At 72.5% G+C, this 24,024-nt stretch carries 24 protein-coding genes; 13 read left to right on the forward strand and 11 right to left on the reverse strand.

The annotated features are described in order from the left end of the window. Positions 1-4: 4 nt before the first annotated feature. Positions 5-835 carry a methyltransferase domain-containing protein gene (locus AB0K02_RS08615; protein ID WP_365991602.1) on the reverse strand — a complete coding sequence of 277 codons (831 nt, stop codon included), beginning with the start codon at positions 833-835 and terminating at the stop codon, positions 5-7. Positions 836-1,187: 352 nt separating this feature from the next. Between AB0K02_RS08615 and rpsA the strand changes: the two genes are divergently transcribed. From rpsA to AB0K02_RS08635, 4 genes are all read left to right on the forward strand, one after another. Then, on the forward strand, positions 1,188-2,681 hold the full coding sequence (gene rpsA, locus AB0K02_RS08620; protein ID WP_031072721.1) for a 30S ribosomal protein S1: 1,494 nt from the start codon (positions 1,188-1,190) through the stop codon (positions 2,679-2,681). 225 nt (positions 2,682-2,906) lie between these two features. Next, complete coding sequence (locus AB0K02_RS08625) at positions 2,907-3,845, forward strand: PAC2 family protein (protein ID WP_365991603.1); 939 nt, start codon at positions 2,907-2,909, stop codon at positions 3,843-3,845. A gap of 47 nt (positions 3,846-3,892) precedes the next feature. Next, on the forward strand, positions 3,893-4,498 hold the full coding sequence (coaE, locus tag AB0K02_RS08630) for a dephospho-CoA kinase (RefSeq protein ID WP_365991604.1): 606 nt from the start codon (positions 3,893-3,895) through the stop codon (positions 4,496-4,498). 77 nt (positions 4,499-4,575) lie between these two features. Next, entirely contained in the window at positions 4,576-4,944 is a 369-nt protein-coding gene (locus AB0K02_RS08635; protein WP_307716037.1) for a tetratricopeptide repeat protein, read from the forward strand. A gap of 51 nt (positions 4,945-4,995) precedes the next feature. Here AB0K02_RS08635 and AB0K02_RS08640 read toward each other — a convergent pair whose 3' ends face one another. After that, a complete protein-coding gene (locus AB0K02_RS08640; RefSeq protein WP_365991606.1) occupies positions 4,996-5,253 on the reverse strand; it encodes a DUF6343 family protein in 258 nt (85 codons plus the stop codon). A gap of 112 nt (positions 5,254-5,365) precedes the next feature. Here AB0K02_RS08640 and AB0K02_RS08645 point away from each other — a divergent pair, with 112 nt between their 5' ends. From AB0K02_RS08645 to AB0K02_RS08660, 4 genes are all read left to right on the forward strand, one after another. Continuing rightward, positions 5,366-5,533: a hypothetical protein gene (locus AB0K02_RS08645; protein ID WP_365991607.1), complete on the forward strand. Its 168-nt coding sequence runs from the start codon at positions 5,366-5,368 to the stop codon at positions 5,531-5,533. Between the two features lie 72 nt (positions 5,534-5,605). Next, positions 5,606-6,667, forward strand: coding sequence for a slipin family protein (locus AB0K02_RS08650; protein ID WP_365991608.1), 1,062 nt, complete (start codon positions 5,606-5,608; stop codon positions 6,665-6,667). A 187-nt stretch (positions 6,668-6,854) separates the two neighbouring features. Then, positions 6,855-9,755 carry a DEAD/DEAH box helicase gene (locus tag AB0K02_RS08655; protein WP_365991609.1) on the forward strand — a complete coding sequence of 967 codons (2,901 nt, stop codon included), beginning with the start codon at positions 6,855-6,857 and terminating at the stop codon, positions 9,753-9,755. Next, positions 9,752-11,035 (forward strand): SWIM zinc finger family protein, encoded by a 1,284-nt coding sequence (locus AB0K02_RS08660; RefSeq protein ID WP_365991610.1) that lies wholly within the window; start codon positions 9,752-9,754, stop codon positions 11,033-11,035. The genes AB0K02_RS08655 and AB0K02_RS08660 overlap by 4 nt, the downstream gene beginning before the upstream one ends. 30 nt (positions 11,036-11,065) lie before the next feature. On the opposite strand, the gene AB0K02_RS08665 is transcribed toward AB0K02_RS08660, so the two are convergent. Further along, a complete protein-coding gene (locus AB0K02_RS08665) occupies positions 11,066-11,536 on the reverse strand; it encodes a DUF3574 domain-containing protein (RefSeq protein WP_365991611.1) in 471 nt (156 codons plus the stop codon). A gap of 492 nt (positions 11,537-12,028) precedes the next feature. Here AB0K02_RS08665 and AB0K02_RS08670 point away from each other — a divergent pair, with 492 nt between their 5' ends. After that, positions 12,029-12,697, forward strand: a complete 669-nt coding sequence (locus tag AB0K02_RS08670; RefSeq protein WP_365991612.1) for a chaplin — start codon at positions 12,029-12,031, stop codon at positions 12,695-12,697. Here AB0K02_RS08670 and AB0K02_RS08675 read toward each other — a convergent pair. After that, a complete protein-coding gene (locus AB0K02_RS08675; RefSeq protein WP_365991613.1) occupies positions 12,667-13,386 on the reverse strand; it encodes a DUF2293 domain-containing protein in 720 nt (239 codons plus the stop codon). The two genes, AB0K02_RS08670 and AB0K02_RS08675, sit on opposite strands and share 31 nt — an antisense overlap. Before the next feature lie 35 nt (positions 13,387-13,421). On the opposite strand from AB0K02_RS08675, the gene AB0K02_RS08680 reads away from it, so the two are divergent. Further along, positions 13,422-14,399 carry a D-2-hydroxyacid dehydrogenase family protein gene (locus tag AB0K02_RS08680; protein ID WP_365991614.1) on the forward strand — a complete coding sequence of 326 codons (978 nt, stop codon included), beginning with the start codon at positions 13,422-13,424 and terminating at the stop codon, positions 14,397-14,399. A gap of 52 nt (positions 14,400-14,451) precedes the next feature. Here the strand turns inward: AB0K02_RS08680 and AB0K02_RS08685 are convergent, their stop codons facing one another. Together AB0K02_RS08685 and AB0K02_RS08690 are read right to left on the reverse strand one after the other, a co-directional pair. Further along, positions 14,452-14,910 (reverse strand): hypothetical protein, encoded by a 459-nt coding sequence (locus AB0K02_RS08685; protein ID WP_365991615.1) that lies wholly within the window; start codon positions 14,908-14,910, stop codon positions 14,452-14,454. A gap of 149 nt (positions 14,911-15,059) precedes the next feature. Further along, positions 15,060-16,271: a pyridoxal phosphate-dependent aminotransferase gene (locus AB0K02_RS08690; protein WP_365991616.1), complete on the reverse strand. Its 1,212-nt coding sequence runs from the start codon at positions 16,269-16,271 to the stop codon at positions 15,060-15,062. Positions 16,272-16,337: 66 nt separating this feature from the next. Here AB0K02_RS08690 and AB0K02_RS08695 point away from each other — a divergent pair, with 66 nt between their 5' ends. Together AB0K02_RS08695 and AB0K02_RS08700 are read left to right on the forward strand one after the other, a co-directional pair. Then, positions 16,338-16,994 (forward strand): winged helix-turn-helix transcriptional regulator, encoded by a 657-nt coding sequence (locus AB0K02_RS08695; protein ID WP_365991617.1) that lies wholly within the window; start codon positions 16,338-16,340, stop codon positions 16,992-16,994. An 88-nt stretch (positions 16,995-17,082) separates the two neighbouring features. Next, the gene (locus tag AB0K02_RS08700; RefSeq protein ID WP_365991618.1) at positions 17,083-17,721 is read left to right on the forward strand and encodes a uridine kinase; all 639 of its coding nucleotides are present in this window, start codon (positions 17,083-17,085) and stop codon (positions 17,719-17,721) included. Positions 17,722-17,731: 10 nt separating this feature from the next. On the opposite strand, the gene AB0K02_RS08705 is transcribed toward AB0K02_RS08700, so the two are convergent. The 5 genes from AB0K02_RS08705 to AB0K02_RS08725 form a co-directional block, all read right to left on the reverse strand. Further along, entirely contained in the window at positions 17,732-18,679 is a 948-nt protein-coding gene (locus AB0K02_RS08705; RefSeq protein WP_365991619.1) for a PfkB family carbohydrate kinase, read from the reverse strand. Further along, complete coding sequence (locus AB0K02_RS08710) at positions 18,676-19,587, reverse strand: pseudouridine-5'-phosphate glycosidase (RefSeq protein ID WP_365991620.1); 912 nt, start codon at positions 19,585-19,587, stop codon at positions 18,676-18,678. Before AB0K02_RS08710 ends, AB0K02_RS08705 begins: the two co-directional genes overlap by 4 nt. A 350-nt stretch (positions 19,588-19,937) precedes the next feature. Then, entirely contained in the window at positions 19,938-21,185 is a 1,248-nt protein-coding gene (locus tag AB0K02_RS08715; protein ID WP_365991759.1) for an MFS transporter, read from the reverse strand. A 78-nt stretch (positions 21,186-21,263) separates the two neighbouring features. Next, positions 21,264-21,809 (reverse strand): methylated-DNA--[protein]-cysteine S-methyltransferase, encoded by a 546-nt coding sequence (locus AB0K02_RS08720; protein WP_365991621.1) that lies wholly within the window; start codon positions 21,807-21,809, stop codon positions 21,264-21,266. A gap of 47 nt (positions 21,810-21,856) precedes the next feature. Further along, positions 21,857-22,735, reverse strand: coding sequence for a glycerophosphodiester phosphodiesterase family protein (locus tag AB0K02_RS08725; protein ID WP_365991622.1), 879 nt, complete (start codon positions 22,733-22,735; stop codon positions 21,857-21,859). Between the two features lie 289 nt (positions 22,736-23,024). On the opposite strand from AB0K02_RS08725, the gene AB0K02_RS08730 reads away from it, so the two are divergent. After that, entirely contained in the window at positions 23,025-23,903 is an 879-nt protein-coding gene (locus tag AB0K02_RS08730; RefSeq protein WP_365991623.1) for an MHYT domain-containing protein, read from the forward strand. Positions 23,904-24,024 lie beyond the last annotated feature (121 nt).

Genomic DNA, 24,024 nt, shown 5'->3' on the forward strand with positions numbered 1-24,024 from the left:
GCCCTCAGCCCTCAGCCCGCGGGGCCTCCGCCTCGTTCCTCTCGCAGACGAAGATCGCGGTTCCCGGGATCAGGTTCCCCCGCAGGGGCGACCAGCCGCCCCATTCCTGGCTGTTCCACGCCGGCCACTCCGGCTCGACCAGGTCCACGAGCCGGAAGCCGCCCGCGACCACGTCACGCACCCGGTCGCCGAGCGTGCGGTGGTGCTCGACGTAGACGGCGCGGCCCTCCTCGTCCTGCTCGACGTACGGGGTGCGGTCGAAGTACGAGGCGGCCACCGAGAGCCCCTCGGGCCCGGGCTCGTCGGGAAAGGCCCAACGGATCGGGTGCGTCACCGAGAAGACCCAGCGGCCGCCGGGCCGCAGCACCCGCCTGACCTCGCGGAAGACCCGTACCGGGTCGGCCACGAACGGCACCGCGCCGTAGGCGGAACAGGCCAGGTCGAACGAGCCGCCCCGGAAGGGGAGCGTCCCCGCGTCCGCCTGCACGAGCGGGACGTCCCCTCCGATGCGCAGCGCGTGCTGCAGCTGGCGGTGGGAGAGGTCCACGGCCACGGGCCGCGCGCCCTGAGCGGCCAGCCAGCGAGAGCACTGCGCCGCGCCCGCCCCGATCTCCAGGACGTCGAGTCCCTCCAGCGACCCGGCGGGCCCGAGCAGCCCCGCCTGAGCCTCGTCGAGTCCCTCGGGCCCCCAGACGAAGCGGTCGTCGCCCAGGAAGGCGCCGTGGTCCTGCTGGTACTCGTCGGCGTTCCGGTCCCACCAGCCACGGTTTGCCCGGCTGCTCTCCGCGTCCCCGGCGTCACGGCGGGTGGCTTCCGGTTCGAATTCTTGGCTCATCGTCACCGTCGTTGTAGTTTGCGTATCGCGCCGTCGGAGGGCTCGAACGAGGCCATGGTGGCCTCGGCAAACATTAGTTGTGCCGGGTATGCGGCGTTCCGCCCCGGGTGTGCGGCTTCGCGCATTGACCGTGTCCGGCTGCCCCCGTATGCTACAAGTTGCGCTGCGGGCCTGCGCGCCTCAGACGGAGCAGGCCGCGCTCGCATCTGTATGTATGTCCCCTCGGTTCACGAGGCGCCTCCGGAATCCTGGTCGGCGCTTCCTAGGCTGTCCGGTCTTCTGCAGCTGCGATACGGGCTCTCGGCGTAGCAGTACCTACGACTTCAATGTCCGTACCGGAGCCCTTTCCCACATGACGAGCAGCACCGAGACCACCGCCACCACCCCGCAGGTTGCGGTCAACGACATCGGTAACGAGGAAGCCTTCCTCGCCGCGATCGACGAGACGATCAAGTACTTCAACGACGGCGACATCGTCGACGGCGTCATCGTGAAGGTCGACCGGGACGAGGTCCTGCTCGACATCGGTTACAAGACCGAAGGTGTCATCCCGAGCCGCGAGCTCTCGATCAAGCACGACGTCGACCCGAACGAGGTCGTCAAGGTCGGTGACGAGATCGAGGCCCTGGTTCTCCAGAAGGAGGACAAGGAAGGCCGCCTGATCCTCTCGAAGAAGCGCGCCCAGTACGAGCGTGCCTGGGGCACCATCGAGAAGATCAAGGAAGAGGACGGCATCGTCACCGGTACCGTCATCGAGGTCGTCAAGGGTGGTCTCATCCTCGACATCGGCCTCCGTGGCTTCCTGCCGGCCTCCCTCGTCGAGATGCGTCGTGTCCGCGACCTCCAGCCCTACGTGGGCAAGGAGCTCGAGGCCAAGATCATCGAGCTGGACAAGAACCGCAACAACGTGGTCCTGTCCCGCCGTGCCTGGCTCGAGCAGACCCAGTCCGAGGTTCGCCAGACCTTCCTCACCACCCTGCAGAAGGGCCAGGTCCGCTCCGGCGTCGTCTCCTCGATCGTCAACTTCGGTGCCTTCGTGGACCTGGGCGGCGTCGACGGTCTCGTCCACGTCTCCGAGCTGTCCTGGAAGCACATCGACCACCCGTCCGAGGTCGTCGAGGTCGGCCAGGAGGTCACCGTCGAGGTTCTCGACGTGGACATGGACCGCGAGCGCGTCTCCCTGTCGCTGAAGGCGACGCAGGAGGACCCGTGGCAGCAGTTCGCCCGGACCCACCAGATCGGTCAGGTCGTCCCGGGTAAGGTCACCAAGCTCGTTCCGTTCGGTGCGTTCGTCCGCGTCGACGAGGGCATCGAGGGTCTGGTCCACATCTCCGAGCTGGCCGAGCGCCACGTGGAGATCCCGGAGCAGGTCGTCCAGGTCAACGACGAGATCTTCGTCAAGGTCATCGACATCGACCTCGAGCGTCGTCGCATCAGCCTCTCGCTGAAGCAGGCCAACGAGTCCTTCGGTGCCGACCCGGCCTCGGTCGAGTTCGACCCGACCCTGTACGGCATGGCCGCGTCCTACGACGACCAGGGCAACTACATCTACCCCGAGGGCTTCGACCCGGAGACCAACGACTGGCTGCCGGGCTACGAGGCCCAGCGCGAGGCGTGGGAGACCCAGTACGCCGAGGCGCAGCAGCGCTTCGAGCAGCACCAGGCTCAGGTCATCAAGTCCCGCGAGGCCGACGAGGCCGCTGCTGCCGAGGGTGGCGCCGCCGCTCCGGCCGCCGCGCCGACCGGCGGTTCGTACTCCTCGGAGTCGGACGACAACTCCGGCGCCCTGGCGTCGGACGAGGCGCTGGCCGCCCTGCGCGAGAAGCTGGCCGGCGGCCAGAGCTGAGGCTCTGACCCCGCGCTGCTGAACAGCTGACGTAAGGCCCGCTCCCCATGGGGGGCGGGCCTTACCGCGTTCCGGGACCGGTCGGTTCGGACGAGACCAGTGCGGGGGAGGTGCCCTCGACGTGCTGTGAACTGACCGCTCCCCGCGCACCGTTCACAGGAGGAGCGGGAATGACCGGAGACCGGCAGGCGTTCTTCCTCACGGACACGAGGAGGAGCGGTAACCGTGCTTGATCCGCAGGGTTTGTACGAATGGGAGCCGAAGGGCCTCGCGGTCGTCGACGTGGCGCTCGCGCAGGAGTCGGCCGGCCTGGTCATGCTGTACCACTTCGACGGCTACATCGACGCGGGTGAGACCGGCGAGCAGATCGTCGACAGCCTGCTCGAATCGCTTCCCCACCAGGTGGTGGCACGGTTCGACCACGACAGGCTGGTGGACTACCGCGCCCGCCGCCCGCTGCTGACCTTCCGCCGTGACCGCTGGAGCGGATACGAGACGCCCTCCCTGGAGGTGCGGCTCGTCCAGGACGCCACGGGCGCCCCGTTCCTCCTGCTGTCCGGGCCCGAGCCGGACGTCGAGTGGGAGCGTTTCGCGGCGGCGGTCGGGCAGATCGTCGAACGGCTCGGCGTACGCCTCTCCGTCAACTTCCACGGCATCCCCATGGGCGTTCCCCACACCCGTCCCGTCGGCCTCACCCCGCACGGCAACCGCACGGACCTCATGCCGGGCCACCGCAGCCCCTTCGACGAGGCCCAGGTGCCGGGCAGCGCCGAGTCGCTCATCGAGTACCGCCTCATGGAGGCGGGCCACGACGTGCTCGGGGTCGCAGCCCACGTCCCGCACTACGTCGCACGCTCCGCCTACCCGGACGCCGCGCTGACCGCCCTCGAGGCGATCACCGCCGCGACCGGTCTGGTGCTCCCCGGAGTCGCGCACTCGCTTCGGACCGAGGCGCACCGCACCCAGACGGAGATCGAGAGGCAGATCGGCGAGGGCGACGAGGAGCTCGTGGCACTCGTCCGGGGACTTGAGCACCAGTACGACGCGATGGCCGGTGCCGAGACCAGGGGCAGCCTGGTCGCCGAGCCTGTCGAGCTGCCCTCCGCCGACGAGATCGGCCGCGAATTCGAGCGGTTCCTCGCCGAGCGGGAGGGGGATGCGTAACCGGGGGCCCGAGGGGCAGGCACGCGACGCTCGCGTAGGCTGCGCGCATGCTGAAAGTGGGCCTCACCGGTGGAATCGGCGCCGGGAAGAGCGAAGTGTCCCGGCTTCTCGCTTCGTACGGCGCGGTGCTCGTGGACGCCGACAAGATCGCACGCGAGGTGGTCGAGCCGGGCACCGAGGGGCTCGCCGCCGTCGTCGACGCCTTCGGGGCGCAGATCCTGACGCCCGAGGGCACGCTGGACCGGCCCAGGCTCGGGGCGATCGTCTTCAACGACCCCGAGCGGCTCGCCACCCTGAACGCGATCGTCCACCCGCTGGTCGGCGCACGCTCCCGTGAGCTCGAGGCCGCCGCAGGCCCGGACGCCGTGGTGATCCACGACGTACCGCTGCTCACCGAGAACGGACTGGCCTCGTTGTACGACCTGGTCGTCGTCGTGGACGCGACGCCCGAGACACAGCTCGACCGGCTGGTACGGCTGCGGGGTATGAGCGAGGCCGATGCGCGGGCGCGGATGGCGGCGCAGGCGACCCGCGAACAGCGACGGGAGATCGCCGACCTCGTGATCGAGAACGACGGGCCGATCGAGGAGCTGGAACCACAGGTCCGCAAGGTGTGGGACGAACTGACCCGCAGGGCGTCCGCCGAGGGGTAGGCGCCGGCAGCCCGCTGTCCGGAATACCGCTGTCTCAGGCGGTGTTGGAAGCGGACAGCAAGGGGAAGGATCGCAGCGTGCCCAACAGCAACCCGGAGACGCACGTCATCGACTATCGCGCGGCCGAGCAGTTGCTGGCCGCGCGGGATCCGCGCGGCGCCGTGAAGCTCCTCGACTCGGTGATCGCCGCCCACCCGGAGAACACCGCCGCCCGGCTGCTGCGCGCACGGGCGTTCTTCGCCGCTGCGCAACTGCGGCCCGCCGAGCTTGAATTCGAACTCGTACTGGAGCGGGAGCCGGACAACGCCTTCGCCCACTTCGCCCTGGCCCGCACCTTCGAGCGCTCAGGACGACCCGAGCAGGCGAAGCGCCATTTCCGTCTGGCGGCGGCACTGGACCCCAATCCCGAGTACCTCCGGGCCGCGCGCTTCGACGGCGATTCCTGACCGTCGGTCCCGACCGCCGACGCCTGTCCGCGGCACCGTCGGCGCCGTACGTCAGCCGTGGTCCGGTTCGTAGGGAGGAACGTCCCGCCCTGGCTGATAGTGCGGTCCCTGGCGGATGTGCCGGACGATCATCACCACGTCCACGGCGACGACCAGGAACAGCGCGCCGCACGCGGCGGCCCAGCCCGGACGCCCCGCCCAGGCGAACGCGGCGGTGCCCGAGGCCGTCCAGATCAGGCCCCAGATGCCGAGCCAGAGCCGCAGACGCAGAGGGCTTCGTGCGGTGATCGGTTCATTCCCAGTACGCATGGCAGTCGCATCTCCACCTCCAGCGTGCACCCGCCCGGGGAACAGGTGTCAACGCGACGGCCCGAGAACGCGGGGCGAAGCCGACGAGTCCGCGCCAGCCCTGAGGGGCCTCATGATCGGGGCCTTCGTCGCACGGATCACCGTGTTCGACGGCGCGTACGCGATCACCCCCGTGATCCTCCTCGCCCTCCTCGCGATCGTGGCGCGCGTCCGCCGCGACCGGACGGCGCGACTGGTCGCCGCCCTGCTGCGCAGGCCGTCGCCCGGCAGCCGTGGATGAGGGCTCGTCCTCGGGGCATAACGGTCATACCGTGGTAATGCAATCTGCGGCCCGACGGCAGGGGGTGTCCCCATGGTCGAGGAGCTGGTGGTGGCCGGCGTTGCGGTCCTGACCGGATGCGCTGCGTATGCGATGGCGGCTGCCAAGGTGGTCAAGCAGTACGAGCGGGGAGTGGTCCTCCGGCTCGGGCGGCTGCGCAGGGAAGTGCGGGCGCCGGGGTTCACCATGATCGTTCCGGCGATCGACCGGATGCACAAGGTGAACATGCAGATCGTGACCATGCCCGTACCCGCTCAGGAAGGCATCACCCGCGACAACGTGACCGTGCGCGTCGACGCGGTTGTCTACTTCCGGGTCGTCGACGCGATCAACGCCGTCGTCGAGGTCGAGGACTACCGCTTCGCGGTGTCACAGATGGCACAGACGTCACTGCGTTCGATCATCGGCAAGAGCGACCTCGACGATCTGCTCTCCAACCGCGAAAAGCTCAATCAAGGGCTCGAGTTGATGATCGACAGCCCGGCCGTCGGGTGGGGCGTCCAGATCGACCGCGTGGAGATCAAGGACGTGTCGCTGCCCGAGGCCATGAAGCGGTCGATGGCGCGGCAGGCCGAGGCCGACCGCGAGCGCAGGGCCCGGGTCATCAACGCGGACGCCGAACTCCAGGCGTCGAAGAAGCTGGCCGAGGCCGCGGGGGAGATGTCGAAGCAGCCCGCCGCCCTCCAGCTGCGACTGCTCCAGACCGTGGTCGCCGTCGCGGCGGAGAAGAACTCCACGCTGGTTCTGCCGTTCCCCGTGGAGCTGCTGCGCTTCCTGGAGCGGGCCCAGCAGTCCGGTGCTGCGGCCCCGGCCGCTGCGCCGCAGCCGGAGGTGACGGCAGGCGGCACCGGGCCGGAGCCGGTCCGACCGGACGTGGCGAGCGGGCCGGGCGCCGCCGACGGCTCTGACGCCTCCGACCGCTCCGCCGCCCCCGACGTCTCGGGCGGGCTCCCTGTGCCCGGTGTGACCGAGGAGCCGACCGACGTGTCCGGCCCGGCGGACGGCCAGGTCCAGGAGCAGCGCGGCGCTCCGCCGGCCGAGGAGCCGTTCGGCAGCGAGGCCCCACCGCCCACGACGCACACCCCTGCCGGCTGAGCGCAGGCACGGTGCTCCGGTGGGGGCGGGGCGCGTTGCCGGCTGCGGACCGGTCACCCCACGGCCGCCGACGTAGGGTCGAATGCACAGGTCAGGGCGGTAGCGGCCGCGATTGTCAGACCTCACCCGTAAGGTCGTGGATCCAGTGACTCGCACGTTGCTGCCGACCTGCGGGAGGAGGTGACCCATGGCCCCGAACCTTGCGCTCTCCACCGAGACGCCCCCTGACCTGGCGCGTCCGCTGCTGCGCTGCGCGGCAGTCTTCGTGCCGGGAGCCCTGCCCCGCGACGGCCGGGTCGCCTTCTGGGATCCGGACGGCGCCGAAGTCCCCGGCGCGGACAGCGAGCTCACCGTCGTCGGCGTGGAGGGCCTGGACGGTGTGGACAGCCGCGTCAGCGGCACGAACGACGCGGCCGACGACGGGGTCCGGAGCCGCAGCGTCCCCGCGCGGACGCTCTCCGTCGCGGATGCGGCCCCGTTGCTCATGCAGGCCCGCCACGACCCCCTCGCCCACCCTGCCGCCGCCTGCTGGGGTGCCGCCGCCCTGCACGCGCTCCACCTCGTGGCGCGCGGCCGTGTCATGCCGGGCCTCACCGCGACCGACCACGACGCCTGGCGGGCCGGTCCGCTCGACGCGGACGACATCGCCCAGCTGCGGGCCATCGCGGCCGCCATGCCGTACGAGGCGCATGCCACCCCCGTCCCGGGGGTGCGGCCGTTGTCCCTGCCCGAGCCCGAGGCACTGGTGCGGCAGTTCTTCGACGCGGTCGCCGACACGCTGCCGCGCACACCGGCCGCGGCGCATGCCGCGGGCGCGCCGTTCGCCGCAGCCGCGGCGCAGCACCTGCCCGGCGCGCGTGAGTGGGCGGCGGAGGCCGCCGCGGGGATGGACGCCGGGGTACGGGTGTCGCTGCGCCTGGACCTCTCCGCGTTCGAGCTCTTCGACCTGGCCGAGGAGGACGGGGCCCAGTGCAGCGCAGGGGCCGCCCTGGTCCAGGTGCACAGCCTCGCCGACCCGACCCTCGTCATGGACGCGGCCCGGCTGTGGGCCGATGGCGGGGACGAGCTGTTCGGGCCGCGGGCACGGATCGACGCGATGCTGGCCCTGCGCCGCGCGGCCCGTGTCTGGGCACCGCTCACCCGGCTGCTGGAGATGGACGTGCCGGACGTCCTTCCTCTCACCGAGGACGAGCTGTACGAGCTGCTGGGACCCGGGGCCGCGCGTCTGGACGCGGCAGGTGTGGAAGTGCACTGGCCGAAGGAGCTCGCGCGGTCGCTCAGCGCGGCCGCCGTCGTGCGCCCCGCGCCGGGCTCGGCGACCGATGGCACACCGTTCTTCGACAGCGAGGAACTGCTCAGATTCGACTGGCAGTTGGCCCTGGACGGCGACCCGCTGACCGAGGGCGAGATGGACGCGCTGGCCGAGTCCCACCGGCCCGTCGTGCGTCTGCGTGACCGGTGGGTGGTGGTGGACCCCGACCTCGTCCGCAAGGCGCGCAAGCGCGAGTTGGGGCTGCTGGAGCCGGTCGACGCGCTGGCCGTGGCGCTGACGGGTACGGCAGAGGTGGAGGGGGAGACGGTCGAGGCGGTGCCGACCGGGGCGCTCGCCGCCCTGCGGGACCGGCTCACCGCGGCCTCGGACCCCGTGAGCCCACCCGACGGCCTCGCCGCCACCCTCCGCGACTACCAGCTGCGCGGCCTGGCCTGGCTGGACCTGATGACCTCGCTCGGCCTCGGCGGCTGCCTCGCCGACGACATGGGCCTCGGCAAGACCGTCACCGTCATCGCCCTGCACCTGCGGAGAGCGCGCAGGGAGGCGACCCTGGTCGTCTGCCCGGCATCTCTCCTCGGCAACTGGCAGCGGGAGATCGCGCGGTTCGCGCCCGGCGTCCCCGTACGCCGCTTCCACGGCTCCGACCGCACCCTGCCGGCCTCCGGCGGCGGCTTCGTCCTCACCACGTACGGCACGATGCGCACCAGCGCGGAGCTGCTCGCCGGTCACCCCTGGGGCATGGTCGTCGCCGACGAGGCCCAGCACGTGAAGAACCCCTTCTCCGCAACCGCCAAGGCGCTGCGCACGATTCCCGCGCCCGCGCGGGTCGCCCTCACCGGCACGCCCGTGGAGAACAACCTCTCCGAGCTGTGGGCGTTGCTGGACTGGACGACGCCCGGCCTGCTCGGGCCGCTCAAGGCGTTCCGGGCCCGGCACGCCCGCATCGTGGAGAACGGCGAGGACGAGGAGGCGGCCGAGCGCCTCGCCCGCCTGGTGCGGCCGTTCCTCCTGCGCCGCAGGAAGTCCGACCCGGGCATCGTTCCGGAGCTGCCGCCGAAGACCGAAACCGACCACCCCGTCCCGCTCACCCGCGAGCAGGCGTCGCTGTACGAGGCGGTGGTGCGCGAGGCCATGGCGGCCATCGAGGGCGCGGAGGGCATGGCCCGCCGCGGCCTGGTGATGAAGCTGCTGACCGCGCTGAAGCAGATCTGCAACCACCCCGCCCAGTTCCTCAAGGAGCACACGCCGGGGCACGGGCACGGCACCGGCTCGCCCAGGCTCTCGGGCCGCTCGGGCAAGCTCGCCCTCCTGGACGAGCTGATCGAGACCATCCTGTCGGAGGACGGCTCCGTCCTCGTCTTCACCCAGTACGTCTCCATGGCCCGCCTGCTCTCGGACCACCTGACGTCCCTGGCGATCCCGAGCCAGCTGCTGCACGGCGGCACACCGGTGGCGGAGCGGGAGCGGATGGTCGATCGATTCCAGTCGGGCGAGGCGCCGGTGTTCATCCTGTCCCTCAAAGCGGCGGGCACGGGGCTCAACCTCACGAGAGCGGGGCACGTCGTCCACTTCGACCGCTGGTGGAATCCGGCGGTCGAGGAGCAGGCGACGGACCGGGCCTATCGCATCGGCCAGACACAGCCCGTGCAGGTCCACCGGCTCATCGCCGAGGGCACCGTCGAGGACCGGATCGCCGAGATGCTCGCCTCCAAGCGGGCCCTGGCGGACGCGGTGCTCGGTTCCGGCGAGGCCGCGCTGACCGAGCTGACCGACCGCGAGCTCGCCGACCTGGTCTCGCTGAGGAGGCACTCATGAGCCCGCGAGTGCGGCCGCGCCCCGGCCGCAGGTCCACCGCCCGCCCCGACCCCCGCCACGACGACCTGCGCCGCACGTTCCCCGCGCTCGATCCCGTCCAGGGCGAGGAGATCTCCTCCACCTGGTGGGGCAACGCCTGGGTGGAGGCACTCGAGGACACGGCCCTCGACCCCGCCCGTCTGCAGCGCGGCCGCGCCTACGCCGGCCGGGGCAACGTCGCGTCGATCACCGTCACCCCCGGCCGGGTCACGGCGTACGTCCACGGCAGTAGACCACGCCCGTACCGCACCGAGATCCGGCTGCGCACTCTCGCCGACGAGGACTGGGACGACTTCCTCGCCGCCGCTTCGGCACGCCCGGACCACATCGCCGCGCTGCTCGACAAGGACGTCCCCCATGCCCTGGCCGACGCCGCCGACCTGCTGCCCACACCCGGCGACCTGATCCCCGACTGCTCCTGCCCCGACAACGGCTACCCCTGCAAGCACGCGGCCGCCCTGTGCTACCAGACGGCCAGACTGCTCGACGAGGACCCGTTCGTCCTGTTCCTGATGCGTGGCCGGGGCGAGCGGGACATCCTCTCCGCCCTGTCCCACCGCAACGCCACCCGTTCCGCGGCAGAGCGCGCCGCCGCGGAGGCCGCGGCCCCCGTCACCACCGTGCCCGCCCGCGAGGCGGTCGCCGAGCGGGCACGGCCACCGCTGCCGGCCCCGTTCCCGCTTCCCGCCCGGCCCGGCCGTCCGCCCGCCTATCCGCACGCCCCCGGCGCCCCCGACCCACTCGCTCTCGACCTCCTGGCGGGTGAGGCGGCGGCACGAGCCCACACCCTCCTTGCCACCGGCAAGGACCCCGTCGCCCGGCTGACACCCTGGCAGGACGCGGTCCGCCTCGCCGCCGCGCACCCCGGCTCCGGACTGACCGCCTCCACCCGCGCTCTCTACCGCGACCTCGCCGCGGCGGCCGACCGCACCCCCACCGACCTGGCCCGGGCCGTGGCCGCCTGGCGTCAGGGAGGACTGGCCGCGCTGCGCGTCCTCGAAGAGCCCTGGGACCCGCCCGCCGGGCCCTTCGACCGGGCGAGGCCCGCCCTCGCCGCGGCCGACTTCCCGCACTTCCGCCCCTGGCGCAACCGCCTCTCCTCGCGCTCCCTCCAGCTCCGGCTCGGGCGCGACGGACTCTGGTACGGCTATGAGTCGGACCCCGACCGCGAGGACTGGTGGCCCCGCGGCACCCCCGACACGGACCCCGTCGGCGCTCTCACGACACTGGTGGGCGGCTGATTGCCCTCCCGCCGTCACCCCGACCCTCCATCAGAAGTCCGCGAGCGTCGGTTCGTCCAGCCGCGCCACCGAATCCTGCGCGTACGTCTTCACGTACGCCTCGCGAACAGCCTCGATGAACGGATCACGCTGACGCGCCTCGGTGGCCGGGTAGAGCAGGATCAGTTCGTACGAACGCTCGCGCTCGATCCTGCCGTGGGAGTCGCGCCACTGCCCGCTCCCCTCCTGGATCGTGAGACCGTCGGGGAAGCCCGGTGTCACATGGCGGTCGACGAAGGACATGAACTGCGCGTCCGTCACGGCCCTGCCGCCGTCGGGGCGCTCGGTGCCGAAGAACAGCCGTGTCTCGACGTAGCGTTCGCCGCGTTGCACCTGGGTGGTGGCCGAGGAGGTGATGGACACGGTCCGCTCGCCGTCGAGTCCGGCCTGGGCGGTGGGCGCGGCGACCGCGAGTGCGGCGATGGCGGCGCCCAGGGCGGTGAGCAGCGTCCGGTGCTTCACGGAGCGGGTGTGAGGGCGCAACGGGTGGGGGGAGGACAACGGACGATCCCTTCGTTCGGTCGGACTGCGGCTGCCGGGCCGCCGCGCGGTGGCCCGGAGCCGCGGGCGCGGCACCGCACGGCCCTGCGGCGGACGGCTCACTGTGGCAAGCGCGCCGGGCGCCGAGGCGGGTGGATCACCGACGTCGTTCCCGAATCCACCCGCATGAGCGCAAGGGCCCCTCGACGGCGGGCGGTGACCGGACTGGGACGGCACCCCACCGTCGTTGCCCAATGCGCCACGCTCCTGCCGGGGCGACGTGACGCAAGGAAGACGGAGTGTCCAGCAGTACGCCACCCGACCCAGCGGCAGGCCATGAGGGGCATCGTGCGTTCGAAGCCTCACACGCCCGAATGAGTGAATGCCTCGATCGGCAGAACCGATGCGGCCTCTTGGCGTTAGTTCCGGTGCGGGCGAGTGCCCCGCGATACTTTCCTGAAGGCAGGGAAACTCATGAGGCAGGTTCACCGAAAGGGCCTGGCCACCGTGATGCTCACGGGTGGCGCGCTGGCCATGGCCAGCGGCTATGCGCACGCCGGCTCGAACGCGGACGGCGCTGCCGTCGGATCACCCGGCGTACTGTCCGGAAACGCGGTGCAACTGCCCGTCCACGTTCCGGTCAACGTGTGCGGCAACACCGTCAACGTCGTCGGGCTGCTCAACCCGGCGGCGGGCAACTCCTGTGCCGACGTATCGTCCTCGGGCGGCGGGCAGTCCGGTTCGCAGAGCGGCGCCTCGAACAGCTCCGGCGGTGGCGCCGTCGCCGACGGCGACGCCGCAGACTCGCCGGGCGTCCTGTCGGGCAACGTCGTGCAACTGCCCGTCCATGTCCCGGTCAACGTCAGCGGCAACTCCGTGAACGTCGTCGGCATCGGCAACCCGGCCGTCGGCAACGTCTCGACGAACGTGCCCGGCAAGCCGCCCGCCAAGGTGAGGCCCGCGACGCCGCCGAAGGCGGCCAAGGGGCAGAAGCCGTCCGACCGGGCCTTCGCCCCGAAGCCGGCCGGCGGGTCGCTCGCCGAGACCGGCGCCCCCACACTGGCGTTCGCCGTGCCGACGGGCATGGCCATGGTGCTCGGTGGTGCGGTGCTCTACCGCCGCTTCCGCCCCGCCCAGTTCTGACGCTCCGCACGACCGTCCGCAGTCGGTGGCGGCTCTCCCGATGAGGGCCGCCACGACTCCAGGACGGCATCGATGTCCGCCGCCAGCCGGGCCCGCGCCTGGTGGCGGTCGACCCCGGCCGCGAGCAGGGCGTCGTACTCGGTGTCGAGGTGCCGTACCGACGCCCTCACCGCGGCCGTGACCGCTCCTTCGTCCAGAGACCGGCCGGCCGCGGTCCTCCCCACCCGGCCGCTGCCACGCACCGACGCGTGCGCCGCTATGCCGGCGGCCCGCTCGGGCGGACACCGGGGGAACAGCCGCAGGATCTCGGCCGTCAGGGCCGCGGTGAACCGCACGTCCTCAGCCGCCCGGCGCTCGGCGTCCCGGGCACGCCGACGGGCCCGCGCCTCCGCGTCGGCCAGACAGGCCGACTCCGCCCGGGCGAGCGCCGCCTCCTCGACCAGGAGTCCTTGGCGCTCGTAACGGCTGTGGCGGCGGTTGAGGCGGACCACGACCGCGAACAGCGAACTGCCTTCGCGCGCCCGGCGGGTGAGGGCCGCGCTGCCCCGCGGCAGATACACCAGGTGTCCGAGATCGGCGCAGTCCAGGCAGACGGGGACACCGGACTCCAGCACATGCATCTCCAGCGGCCCTCGGTGGCACTCCCCGCAGTGCCTGCCCTTGAGCGGCTGGACGACCACCAGGTCCATATCGGCAGCGTACCCAGCAGGTACGCTCCGCTCCCATGACGCTTCACTGTGCCGTGCTCGACGACTACCAGGACGTCGCGCTCACCCTGGCCGACTGGTCCTCACTCGCCGGTTCCGTCGAAGTACGCTCCCTCCGGGACCACTTCACCTCGGAAGAGGCTCTCGCCGCCGAAGTGGGCGACTGCGAGATCCTCGTCGTGATGCGCGAGCGGACACCTGTCACCGCGTCACTGCTCGCACGGCTGCCGCGGCTGAAGCTCCTGATCACCTCGGGCATGCGCAACGCGTCCATCGACCTCGAAGCCGCGGCGCGCCACGGCGTCACCGTCTGCGGAACCGCCAGCAGCTCCGAGCCGCCCGCCGAGCTGACCTGGGCGCTCATTCTGGGGCTCGCCCGGCATGTGACGGCGGAGAGCACGGCGCTGCGGAACGGCGGACCGTGGCAGTCCACCCTCGGCACGGATCTGCACGGCAGCCGGCTCGCCCTGGTCGGTCTCGGCAAGATCGGCACCAAGGTCGCCCGGGTCGGGCAGGCCTTCGGCATGGACGTCATGGCGTGGAGCCGCAATCTCACCGACGAGCGGGCAGCGGAACACGGTGTGGAGCGGGCGGCGTCGCTGGAAGGGCTCCTCGAGGCGGGGGACTTCGTCTCGGTGCACCTGCAACTGTCCGACCGCACACGCGGGCTGATCGGCGCCCCTGAGCTCAGGCGGATGCGCCGCACCGCCTACCTGGTCAACACCTCGCGGGCCGCGATCGTCGACCAGGCGGCCCTGCTGCAGGCGCTGCGTGAGGGGTGGATCGCGGGCGCCGGCTCCGACGTCTTCGCCCGGGAGCCGCTGCCGGCCGACGACCCGCTGCGCACGGCGCCGAACTTCCTGGGCCTGCCGCATCTCGGATACGTCACACGGCACAACTACGAGGGGTACTTCCGGCAGGCGGTCGAGGACATCGCCGCCTACCTCGCCGGCAGCCCCGTGCGTACGCTCGCGCAACCGGCGGCGGGGGACTGAGAGGCGACCCGGCGGGCGGTGTCGCCGCCCGCCGTCCAGGCCGCCGCGTCCTCTAGCGCACGCCGGGCGCCGCGGCCCCGATGAACTCGGACAGCGTCTCGCGCGCCTGCTCGGAACGCCGCGCGCGGTCCGCCTCGTCCGGCGCCTCGTGCATGCAGTTCGTGACCTCGAAGGCCGCGGCGGCCAGATCCAGGGCCTGCGGGTCCTCGCACACCAACTGCACCCGGATCAGCGCCTGGTGGGCGCTGGAACGCAGCCGGTACGAGTCGATGCGCGCCTCCTCGGCGGTGGCGCTGCCCGGGGCCTCCTTCGCCCGGTGCCAGCGGTCGTTCTGGCCGCGACGGTAGTCGACGAGCGCGCCGGCGAAGGCGCTGTACGCCGTGATCCGCTCCTGACGCAGCTGCTCCGCGCGGGTGAGGGCGGCGCTGCGCTCGGCCGTCTGGCGCTGGAACAGGTGCGTCGCCACCGATCCGAGCAGAGTGCCGATGACGGCGATGACGGCTGTCCACATGTGCGCGCTCCAGAGCTGCGGTGAATCGTGGGGGCGGGCGCGGGCCGTGGCGGCCGGCTTCACCCGGTGGCGGAACCCATCAGATCATCGCAGTGGAGAACGGCGTCAAGAGCGAGGTCCGGTCCGCCGCAGCAGCCGTCCCCCTCGGCCTACTGGCGGTAGCCGCTCAGGAAGCGGCCGATGCGGCTGATCGCGGCGTCCAGGTCGTCGGCGTGCGGCAGGGTGAGGATCCGGAAGTGGTCGGGGCGGGGCCAGTTGAAACCCGTCCCCTGGACGACCTGGATCTTCTCGCGCAGCAGCAGGTCGAGGACGAACTTCTCGTCGTCGTGGATCGGGTGGACCTTCGGGTCCAGCCGGGGGAAGGCGTAGAGCGCGCCCTTGGGTTTGACGCAGGAGACGCCCGGGATCTCGTTCAGCTTCTCCCACGCCCGGTCGCGCTGCTCGTGGAGCCTGCCGCCGGGCGCCACCAGCTCCTGGATGGACTGCCGGCCACCGAGTGCGGCCTGGATGGCGTACTGGGCGGGCGCGTTGGCGCACAGCCGCATCGAGGCCAGCATCGTCAGGCCCTCGAGGTAGTTGCGGGCGTGCTGCCGCGGGCCGGAGACGACGAGCCAGCCGGAGCGGAATCCTGCGACGCGGTACGTCTTGGACAGGCCGCCGAAGGTGAGGACGACGAGGTCGGGGGCGAGCGCGGCGGCGGGGTGGTGCACGGCGTCGTCGTACACGATCCGGTCGTAGATCTCGTCGGCGAACACCATCAGCTGGTGGCGGCGGGCCAGATCGAGGATGCCCTCCACGACCTCACGCGGATAGACCGCGCCGGTCGGGTTGTTCGGGTTGATGATGACGACGGCCCGAGTGCGATCGGTGATCTTGGACGCCATGTCGTCGAGGTCCGGGTACCAGTCGGACTCCTCGTCGCACAGGTAGTGCACCGCTGTGCCGCCGGCAAGCGTGGTCACGGCGGTCCACAGCGGGAAGTCCGGCGCCGGGATCAGCACTTCGTCGCCGTCCTCCAGGAGCGCCTGGACGGCCATCGAGACCAGTTCGGAGACGCCGTTGCCGAGGAAGACGTCGTCGACGTCGACATCGGCGAGCCCCATGGCCTGGTAGCGCTGGGCGACCGCGCGGCGGGCCGAGAGGATGCCGCGGGAGTCGGTGTACCCGTGGGCCTGGGGCAGCATCCGGATCATGTCCTGGACGATCTCCTCCGGCGCCTCGAACCCGAAGAGGGCCGGGTTGCCGGTGTTCAGCCGCAGGACGCTGTGGCCGGCTTCCTCCAGCGCGTTGGCGTGTTCTATCACCGGACCGCGGATCTCGTAGCAGACCTCGCTGAGCTTGCTCGACTGCCGGAACTCCATGCCGTGCCTCCCGGGCTCAATGGTGTACTTGGTTTTACCAAGTTCGAGCTTGGAAAGTCCAACAACATGTCTAGACTGCGTCGCATGCCACGTGAGACGCGCCGCCGGAGCTATGACCAGTACTGCGCCGCAGCCCGCGCCCTGGACGCGGTCGGCGACCGCTGGACGCTGCTCGTCGTCCGGGAGTTGCTGGCCGGTCCCCGCCGCTACACCGACCTGCACGCCGACCTGCCGGGTGTCAGCACCGACGTCCTGGCGTCCCGGCTGAAGGACATGGAGCGCGACGGCCTGGCGACCCGTCGCCGGCTCCCGCCGCCGTCGGCCGCGTACGTCTACGAGCTGACCGAACGGGGACGGGAACTGCTGCCCGTCCTGACCGCGCTGGCCCGATGGGGCGCGCCGGCCCTCGCCGAGCGCAGACCCACCGACGCCGTCCGCGCGCACTGGTTCGCCATTCCGCTGCTGCGTGCCCTCCAGGCGCGGGGAAGGTCAGGGGTGGTCGAAGTCAGGCTGGACGAGGGCGTGTTCCACCTGCGGCTGGGGGAGGCCGAAGCCTCCCCGTACGGTGACGGGCCCGCCGACGCGCCCGACGTGTGCCTGACCCTCGACGCCGAGGCCTGTGTCGCGATCGGCAGCGGGGACCTGACGGTCGAGGAGGGCGTACGGACCGGCAGGATCAAGGCGGAGGGCGACGCCGCGCTCGTCGGGGTGCCGGGGACCTGAGGGGATGAAGCGGGCCGTGCCGCTGCCGCGTCGCACGGTGCCGCCCGCGCGCCGACCGTCCCGGCCTCGCTCGGGTGATGATGGGGCCGTGCGACTGGAAGCGATCACCTGGGAGCGGCTCGCGGAGGCCGTGGCCGAGCGGGTGCTGACGACCACCGCTCAGGACGGCAGCCCCTGGTTGCGGGTCGGCGTCGACGGCCCACCCGCCGCCCGGCCCGGTGAACTGGCGGAGCGCATCGGCGACGCGCTCCGGCTGCGCGGGCGCGGCGTGCTCGTCGTCGGCACGGGCGGGTTTCTGCGGCCGGCGTCGCTGCGCTACGAGTACGGTCGCGAGGACCCCGACGCGTACTACGGGTCCTGGTTCGACACGGGCGCGCTGTGGCGCGAGGTCTTCGGGCCGCTGGAGCCGGGCGGCAGCGGGCGGGTGCTGCCGGACCTGTGGGACCCGGCGACTGACCGCGCGACCCGGTCGGCGCCTGTCCCACTGCCCGCGGGTGGTGTACTGATGCTGCACGGGCCGTTCCTGCTCGGCCACTGGTTCCCGTTCGACCTCACCGCGCATCTGCGGCTCTCGCCGGGCGCGTTGGAGCGCCGCACCGACGAGCGGGAGCGCTGGACGCTGCCGGCGTACGCGCGGTACGAGGACGAGGTCCGTCCCGCCGAAACGGCCGACGTCGTCGTACGCGCCGACGATCCGCGCCACCCCGCCTGGGGCGGACTGCCCTGAGGCCGCTGCGTCACGGGCGGCCGCCGATCAGCGTCACCGCCCTGGAACCGGCCCGGCAGCCCTCCACCGCCGCCGCGGCGGCGTCCGCCCCCATGAGGCGCGCGGCGAGGAACGCGCCCGTGAACGCGTCCCCGGCCCCTGTCGTGTCCACCGCCTCGGCCGGTTCGGCCGGGACGTGTGCCGTGACCCGGCCCGACTCGGCGACCAGGGCGCCCCGTCCGCCCAGCGTCACCACGGTGAGCGGCACGATCCGGCTGAGCTTCGCTGCCGCGTCCGCGGCGTCGGGCAGGCCGGTGAGGAGGCGGGCCTCGTCCGCGTTGGGGAACAGGGCGTCTGTGCCGTCGAGGGCGGACAGCACGTGCTCGACGCCCAGTTCGGAGATGAAGCCCGCCGACGCCGGGTCCACGCTCACCGGGATGCCCCGTTCCCGTGCCGAGCGCATCGCCAGGCCGGCGGCCTCCCTGCTCGTGCCGGAGAACAGGAGGTAGCCCGACAGGTGCAGGTGCCCGACCCCGTCGAGCAAGGACGGCGCCCAGTCCTCGGGGCCCAGCCGCAGCACCGCGCCGCTGTCCGTGAGGAAGGTGCGCTCGGCGGCCTCGTCGACGAGGGCCACGACGGTGGCGGTCGGCGCCTCGGCGTCGGGCACCAGAAGCGGACGCACGCCCGCCGCCGTCAGCCGCTCGGCGTGCCACGCCACGTCGGCCTCGCCCGCGCGGGCGAGCAGCCGCACGTCGGCGCAGCCCCAAAGGGCGGCCCAGCAGCAGACGTTGGCCCCTGCGCCACCCGGCAGGATGCGGATGCAGGCGGCTGTGTCCGTGCCCCGCGCGAGCGGCGTCCGATGACGTGCCACGACGTCGGTGACGACGTCGCCGACGACGAGCAGCCCCGGCGAGCCGTCCCCCGGCGGGGTCCCGTCAGCCCCTCCCGTCCGGCCGGGCGTCCTCGAAGTGCCCGTCATGCGTACGCCGCTGCGATGCGTGCGGCGAGCCGCACATTGCCCCGCACCGCCGCCAGGTTGGCCTCCAGCGAGGCGCCCTCGGTGTAGCGCATCAGCCGTTCCAGCAGGAAGGGGGTGACGGCCTGTCCGGTGACGCCCTCCTCCTGTGCCTCGCCGAGCGCCCGTGCGAGCACCCGGTCGTGCAGGGCAGGATCCAACTGGTCCTCCACGGATACGGGATTGGCCACGACCAGGGCGGAGTACGGCTCGGCCAGCAGGTCCTTGGCGTGCATCACCGCGGCGACCTCCTCGGGCGTGCGGAGGGTCCAGTCGACCGGTTCGCCCGACGACGTCAGGTAGAAGCCGGGGAACCGGTCGGTCCCGTAGCCGACGACGCCCACCCCGAGCGTCTCCAGCCGCTGGAGGGTGGCCGGGACGTCCAGGATCGACTTGACCCCCGCGCAGACCACGGTGAGGCCGACCTGCGCGAGCAGTCGCAGGTCGGCCGACTCGTCCTGCGTCTCGGTCCAGCCGCGGTGCACACCGCCCAGCCCGCCGGTCGCGAAGACGGGGATGCCCGCCCGGTCGGCGAGGAACGCCGTGGCGGAGACCGTCGTTGCCCCGCTCGCACCGGTCGCGAGGGCGGGGGCCAGGTCGCGGTGGCCCAGCTTGCGCATGCGCGGATCACCGGCGACGCGCTCCAGATCCGCCTTTCCCAGGCCGATGTGCGCCCGCCCGTCGAGCACGGCGATCGTGGCGGGCACGGCTCCCTCGGCCCGTACCAGCGCTTCCAGTTCTTCGGCCACGGCCAGGTTGCGGGGGCGCGGCAGTCCGTGCGCGATGATCGTCGACTCCAGGGCGACGACGGGCGCGCCGGCGTCGAGCGCCTCCCGTACCTCTTCGGACACCGTTATCGCGGTCTTCAGCATGTCCCCATCCCTGGCACGGCGGCGGGCCGCCCAAACGTGGGCCGCGGGGCGCACAGGTGCCCGGCCGCGCGACGAATGCTCCCGCGGTCCGTCTTTCGCAGTCCCCGCGCACGGCGCCAGGTATGCGTCCGACCGTCTCCGCCCCACCGCGCCGAAGCACAGCAATCGCCCTCGCCGCCGTCCTGCTGGTCAGGGGGCGCGCTCGTCGTCGCCCGGACCGCGCCGGCACCGTCCGCGACACCCCTGGGTGTCGCCGTGCCGCTCGCCGCCCCGCTTGGTCCCTCGCCCGCGGGGGCGGAGCCCCGGTGACGGGTGGAGGGAAGGGCCCCGTGCAGCGGTCCCGCACCCGCTCACGCCCGTGTCATGGCCCGCCGTACCGCCAGGGCGGCCATCGGCAGCAGCAGAGCCGCCCCGATCGCGTTCAGCCACCCGTACCCCGCCTGCGCGACCACGAGACCTGCCGCCGCCCCGCCCAGACCGGCCGCCGTGTTCATCGTCAGGTCGGACAGGCCCTGGACCGCCGCCCGCGCCGGCTGCGGCACGGAGTCCGTCAGCAGCGTGGAGCCCGAGACGAGACCCGCCGACCAGCCCAGGCCCAGCAGGAACAGGCCGAACGCCGTCCGGCCGTGACTCGGCCCCGCCGTTCCGGCCAGCAGCGCGGCCGTGCTGAGGAGGCCGGCCGCCAGTCCGATCACGGCCAGCCGCCCGATGCGGTCCGCCAGCCAGCCCATCAGCGGCGAGAACGCGTACATGCCCGCGATGTGCCCGCTGATGACCAGGCCGATCAGCTGGATCCCCGCACCGTGGTGGCTCAGCGCGACCGGGGTCATCGACATGATCGACACCATCGCCGTGTGCGAGACCGCGACCGTGACCAGCGCCAGCTGCGCCATGGGGGACTCCCGCACGGCCCGCACCCCCGCACGCAGCGAACGCCCCGCGGGAGAGCGGTCGGCGGGGGACAGCGCGCGGGCGGTCAGCAGCGGGTCGGGGCGCAGCAGGACGAGGACCAGCACTGCCGAGACGAGGAAGACGCCCGCCGCCCACAGGAAGGGGCCCGCGGCCGCCGGTATGCCGATGCCGGACACACTGCGTCCGGCGGGCGAGGCGATGTTCGGCCCCAGCACCGCCCCGATCGTCGTCGCCCACACCACGGTGGAGATGGCCCGTCCGCGCCGCTCCGGCTCGGCCAGGTCGGCGGCCGCGAACCGGGCCTGCAGGTTGGCCGAGGAGGCCGCGCCGAAGCCCGCCATGCCGAGCAGCAGGAGCGGGAAGCTGCCGACGACGGCGGCCAGCACGACCACGCCCGCTCCGAGCGCCCCGATGAGGTACGCGAGGACCAGGCCCGGCCGCCGCCCTCGGGCGGTCATCAGGGCGGCCAGCGGCACCGAGAGCAGCGCGGTCCCGGCCACGGTCGCGGTCGGGGCGAGTCCGGAGAGGGCTTCCGTGCCGCTGACTTCCTGCGCCAGGACCGCGGCGAGCGCGATCCCGGTGGCGACCCCCAGGCCGCCGAGGATCTGGCTGGCGATCAGCACTGCGTTGATGCGGCGCCGCAGCGCCGGGAGTTCGGCCGCCCCGATCGCCGGGGTCTTTGATATGTCAGGAGCGTCAGGGCTGGTGGTCACCGACGCAGTGTGCCAGTGACCGCGCCGGTCCGAAACCGCACCGGCGGCCGGTCAGAACAGCGGCTCCGGCAGCACGCCCTCCAGCGCCAGCAGCCTGCGCTTGGTCTCCAGCCCCCCGCCGAAGCCGCCCAGCCCCCCGTCGCTCTCCACCACCCGATGGCACGGCACGACGACCGGCAGCGGATTGGAGCCCATCGCCGCACCGACAGCCTGGCCCGCGCCCGGCCGGCCGAGCCGTTCCGCGAGATCGCCGTAACCGACGACCGTCCCGAAGGGCGCGGCGGCCGGCAGGTCTCGCAGCACCTGGCGGTTGAAACCCGTCGAGAGCGACCAGTCCAGCGGAAGGTCGAAATCCCGCAGCGTGCCCCTGAAGTACGCGTGCAGCTGGCGTATCGGCTCGGCGAGGCGCCCGGTCGCCGTCTCGGCTGGCGCCGCACCGAGCCGGTCCGCGAGCTGCTTCAGCGCCCGGTCCCGTATCGCGGGCCGCGCGTGGAACACCACGCTCACCAGGCCGTCGCCGGTCGCGGCGAGCAGCAGCGGCCCGATGTCCGTGGCGACGACGCTCCACTCCAGGGTGTTCCTGCCGGTGGTGTTCATGCGGACCACGGTACGACCGGGCACTGACAGTCCGTCCGGAGCGGGCGTCAGCTCACCGCGTCCCGCACGACGTCCGGGTTGTTGGTGATGATCCCGTCCACCCCGAAGGAGTCCACGCGCGCGGCGCCCGCCGCGTCGTTCACCGTCCAGGTGTTGACCCGCAGCGGCTTGCCGTGCGCGCCCTTGAGCGCGTGGACGGCGGCCACGTACTCGGCGGTCAGCGAGGTGTGCGTGGGGTTGATCTGGTCGGTGAACGCCGCGTACGCCGGCAGGTCGGTGACCGCCGGCGTACCGAGGAAGCCGGTGGTGAGGTCCGGCCGCTGCTGGTGCACGGCCTTCACGGTGTCCGCGCCGAAGCTCTGGATGACGAGCCGGCCCGCCACGTGCCGGCGGTCCAGCCAGCCCTCCTCGCCGAGCACCCGGAGAGTGTCCTTCTCGATGCCCGGATACAGCTCGGGCTTCTTGATCTCCAGAAGGAGCTTCTGGTTGTTCTCGTCGACGCGGTGCAGGTACTGCTTGAGCGTGGGCACGCGCGCGCCGGCCCACTCGGCGCCGCGCCAGCTGCCCGCGTCGAGGCGGGCGATCTCGGCGGCGGTGAAGTCCCTGACCTTCCAGGGCGCGCGGTCGGGGAAGACCTGTTCCACGTCGGTGGTCCGGGCGAGTGAGTCGTCATGGACGACGACGAGCTCGCCGTCCTTGGTGCGCTGGACGTCGTTCTCGACCCAGACGAAGCCCATCCGGTCCGCGAGGTCCACCGCGGCGAGGGTGTTCTCGGGCGCGTACGCGGAGGCGCCTCGATGGGCGATCACGAGCGGTTCGTCCTGCTGCGCGGCGGCCTCCGGGACGGCGGAGGCCGAGCCGGGCGCCAGGAGCACGGCGATTCCGAGGGCAGTGGCTGTCAGGGCTGCGACGGGGCGTGCGTGCACAGGGGATTTCCTCACGTCGTCGGTTCACGGACGGGCCGAGAGTGACAGTCGTCGGTCAACGCGGGACAGGCGAAGTATGGCCACGACGTGAACGGACCGCGCGCGGGGAACCACCCCCTGTGTCTCGTATGTCGACAAATCGCCGACCCGGCGTTTCCATCCCGTTCCCCGGGCCGTACTCTCGCCCACAACCGGACGTTCGCTCCCGGATTCGCGGGGGTCGCGGGGATCCCGGATCAGCCAGGGGGCACCGGGCGCAGGGGACCACACGGGGCGAAGGGCGCAGGGGATGCAGGGCACGGTGGACGGTTTCGGCTACGGCCTCGTCACCCCGGTGGCGGCCTATCTCATGGCTTGTCTGGGCGGGGCCCTGGGCCTGCGCTGCACCACGCGGTCCGTGCGCCACGGCCGCGGCTTCAAGGCGGGGTGGCTGGCGCTCGGTGCCACGGCCATCGGCTCGGGGATCTGGACGATGCACTTCATCGCGATGATGGGATTCACCGTCGAGGAGGCCCCCATCGGCTACGACAGGCCGACCACCTTCGCGAGCCTGGCCGTGGCCGTCGTGATGGTCGGTGTCGGGATCTTCATCGTGGGCTACCGCGGCGCGACCGTGATGGCGCTGGTCACCGGCGGGACGCTCACCGGACTCGGCATCGCGTCCATGCACTACCTCGGCATGGCCGGAATGCGACTGCGGGGCGTCCTGGAGTACGACACCCTCACCGTCGCGCTCTCCGTGGTGATCGCCGTCGTCGCGGCGACCGCCGCGCTGTGGGCGGCGGTGTCCGTGCACGGCTTCCTGGCGAGTCTCGGCGCCGCCCTCGTGATGGGCGTCGCGGTGAGCGGGATGCACTACGTCGGGATGGCGGCGGTGAGCGTCCGCCTGCACCACACGACGGACATTGCCGCCGCCGGCGACTCCCCGGTCGGCGTGCTCGCACCCGTCCTCGTGGGACCGGCGGTCTTCCTGCTGCTCGCCGCCGTCGTGGTGATGTTCGACCCGCTCCTCGTGCTGGGCGAGCCGGAACACGGGTGGCCCGCCCGCGACGAGGGCCGGCGCCCGGGAGTCCCGGCCCGGGCAGGGGCGCCGGCGGCGCGTCGCCCGGCGTCCTGGGCCGCCGACCGCGGCCGCCGCCGGCGCCTGGCGGACCACGACAGCCGCTGAGCGCGGTCCCGCGGGGCCTGCCGGCCTCACGCCGTGGGCAAAGCCGCTGGTCGGGCCGGATCAGGCCGGTGGCCGGAACCCTGCCGGAGCCCGGCGTCCGAAGCGGTTCGCTCCCGGCTGT

The organism is Streptomyces sp. NPDC049597 (assembly GCF_040675505.1).
GTDB lineage: Bacteria > Actinomycetota > Actinomycetes > Streptomycetales > Streptomycetaceae > Streptomyces.

Excerpts from the sequence above, each read along its gene's own strand:
- AB0K02_RS08615 (WP_365991602.1), bottom strand. The coding sequence starts at position 835 with ATGAGCCAAGAATTCGAACCGGAAGCCACCCGCCGTGACGCCGGGGAC.
- rpsA (WP_031072721.1), top strand. The coding sequence starts at position 1,188 with ATGACGAGCAGCACCGAGACCACCGCCACCACCCCGCAGGTTGCGGTC.
- coaE (WP_365991604.1), top strand. The coding sequence starts at position 3,893 with ATGCTGAAAGTGGGCCTCACCGGTGGAATCGGCGCCGGGAAGAGCGAA.
- AB0K02_RS08640 (WP_365991606.1), bottom strand. The coding sequence starts at position 5,253 with ATGCGTACTGGGAATGAACCGATCACCGCACGAAGCCCTCTGCGTCTG.
- AB0K02_RS08645 (WP_365991607.1), top strand. The coding sequence starts at position 5,366 with ATGATCGGGGCCTTCGTCGCACGGATCACCGTGTTCGACGGCGCGTAC.
- AB0K02_RS08650 (WP_365991608.1), top strand. The coding sequence starts at position 5,606 with ATGGTCGAGGAGCTGGTGGTGGCCGGCGTTGCGGTCCTGACCGGATGC.
- AB0K02_RS08655 (WP_365991609.1), top strand. The coding sequence starts at position 6,855 with ATGGCCCCGAACCTTGCGCTCTCCACCGAGACGCCCCCTGACCTGGCG.
- AB0K02_RS08660 (WP_365991610.1), top strand. The coding sequence starts at position 9,752 with ATGAGCCCGCGAGTGCGGCCGCGCCCCGGCCGCAGGTCCACCGCCCGC.
- AB0K02_RS08670 (WP_365991612.1), top strand. The coding sequence starts at position 12,029 with ATGAGGCAGGTTCACCGAAAGGGCCTGGCCACCGTGATGCTCACGGGT.
- AB0K02_RS08675 (WP_365991613.1), bottom strand. The coding sequence starts at position 13,386 with ATGGACCTGGTGGTCGTCCAGCCGCTCAAGGGCAGGCACTGCGGGGAG.
- AB0K02_RS08680 (WP_365991614.1), top strand. The coding sequence starts at position 13,422 with ATGACGCTTCACTGTGCCGTGCTCGACGACTACCAGGACGTCGCGCTC.
- AB0K02_RS08685 (WP_365991615.1), bottom strand. The coding sequence starts at position 14,910 with ATGTGGACAGCCGTCATCGCCGTCATCGGCACTCTGCTCGGATCGGTG.
- AB0K02_RS08690 (WP_365991616.1), bottom strand. The coding sequence starts at position 16,271 with ATGGAGTTCCGGCAGTCGAGCAAGCTCAGCGAGGTCTGCTACGAGATC.
- AB0K02_RS08695 (WP_365991617.1), top strand. The coding sequence starts at position 16,338 with ATGTCTAGACTGCGTCGCATGCCACGTGAGACGCGCCGCCGGAGCTAT.
- AB0K02_RS08705 (WP_365991619.1), bottom strand. The coding sequence starts at position 18,679 with ATGACGGGCACTTCGAGGACGCCCGGCCGGACGGGAGGGGCTGACGGG.
- AB0K02_RS08710 (WP_365991620.1), bottom strand. The coding sequence starts at position 19,587 with ATGCTGAAGACCGCGATAACGGTGTCCGAAGAGGTACGGGAGGCGCTC.
- AB0K02_RS08720 (WP_365991621.1), bottom strand. The coding sequence starts at position 21,809 with ATGAACACCACCGGCAGGAACACCCTGGAGTGGAGCGTCGTCGCCACG.
- AB0K02_RS08730 (WP_365991623.1), top strand. The coding sequence starts at position 23,025 with ATGCAGGGCACGGTGGACGGTTTCGGCTACGGCCTCGTCACCCCGGTG.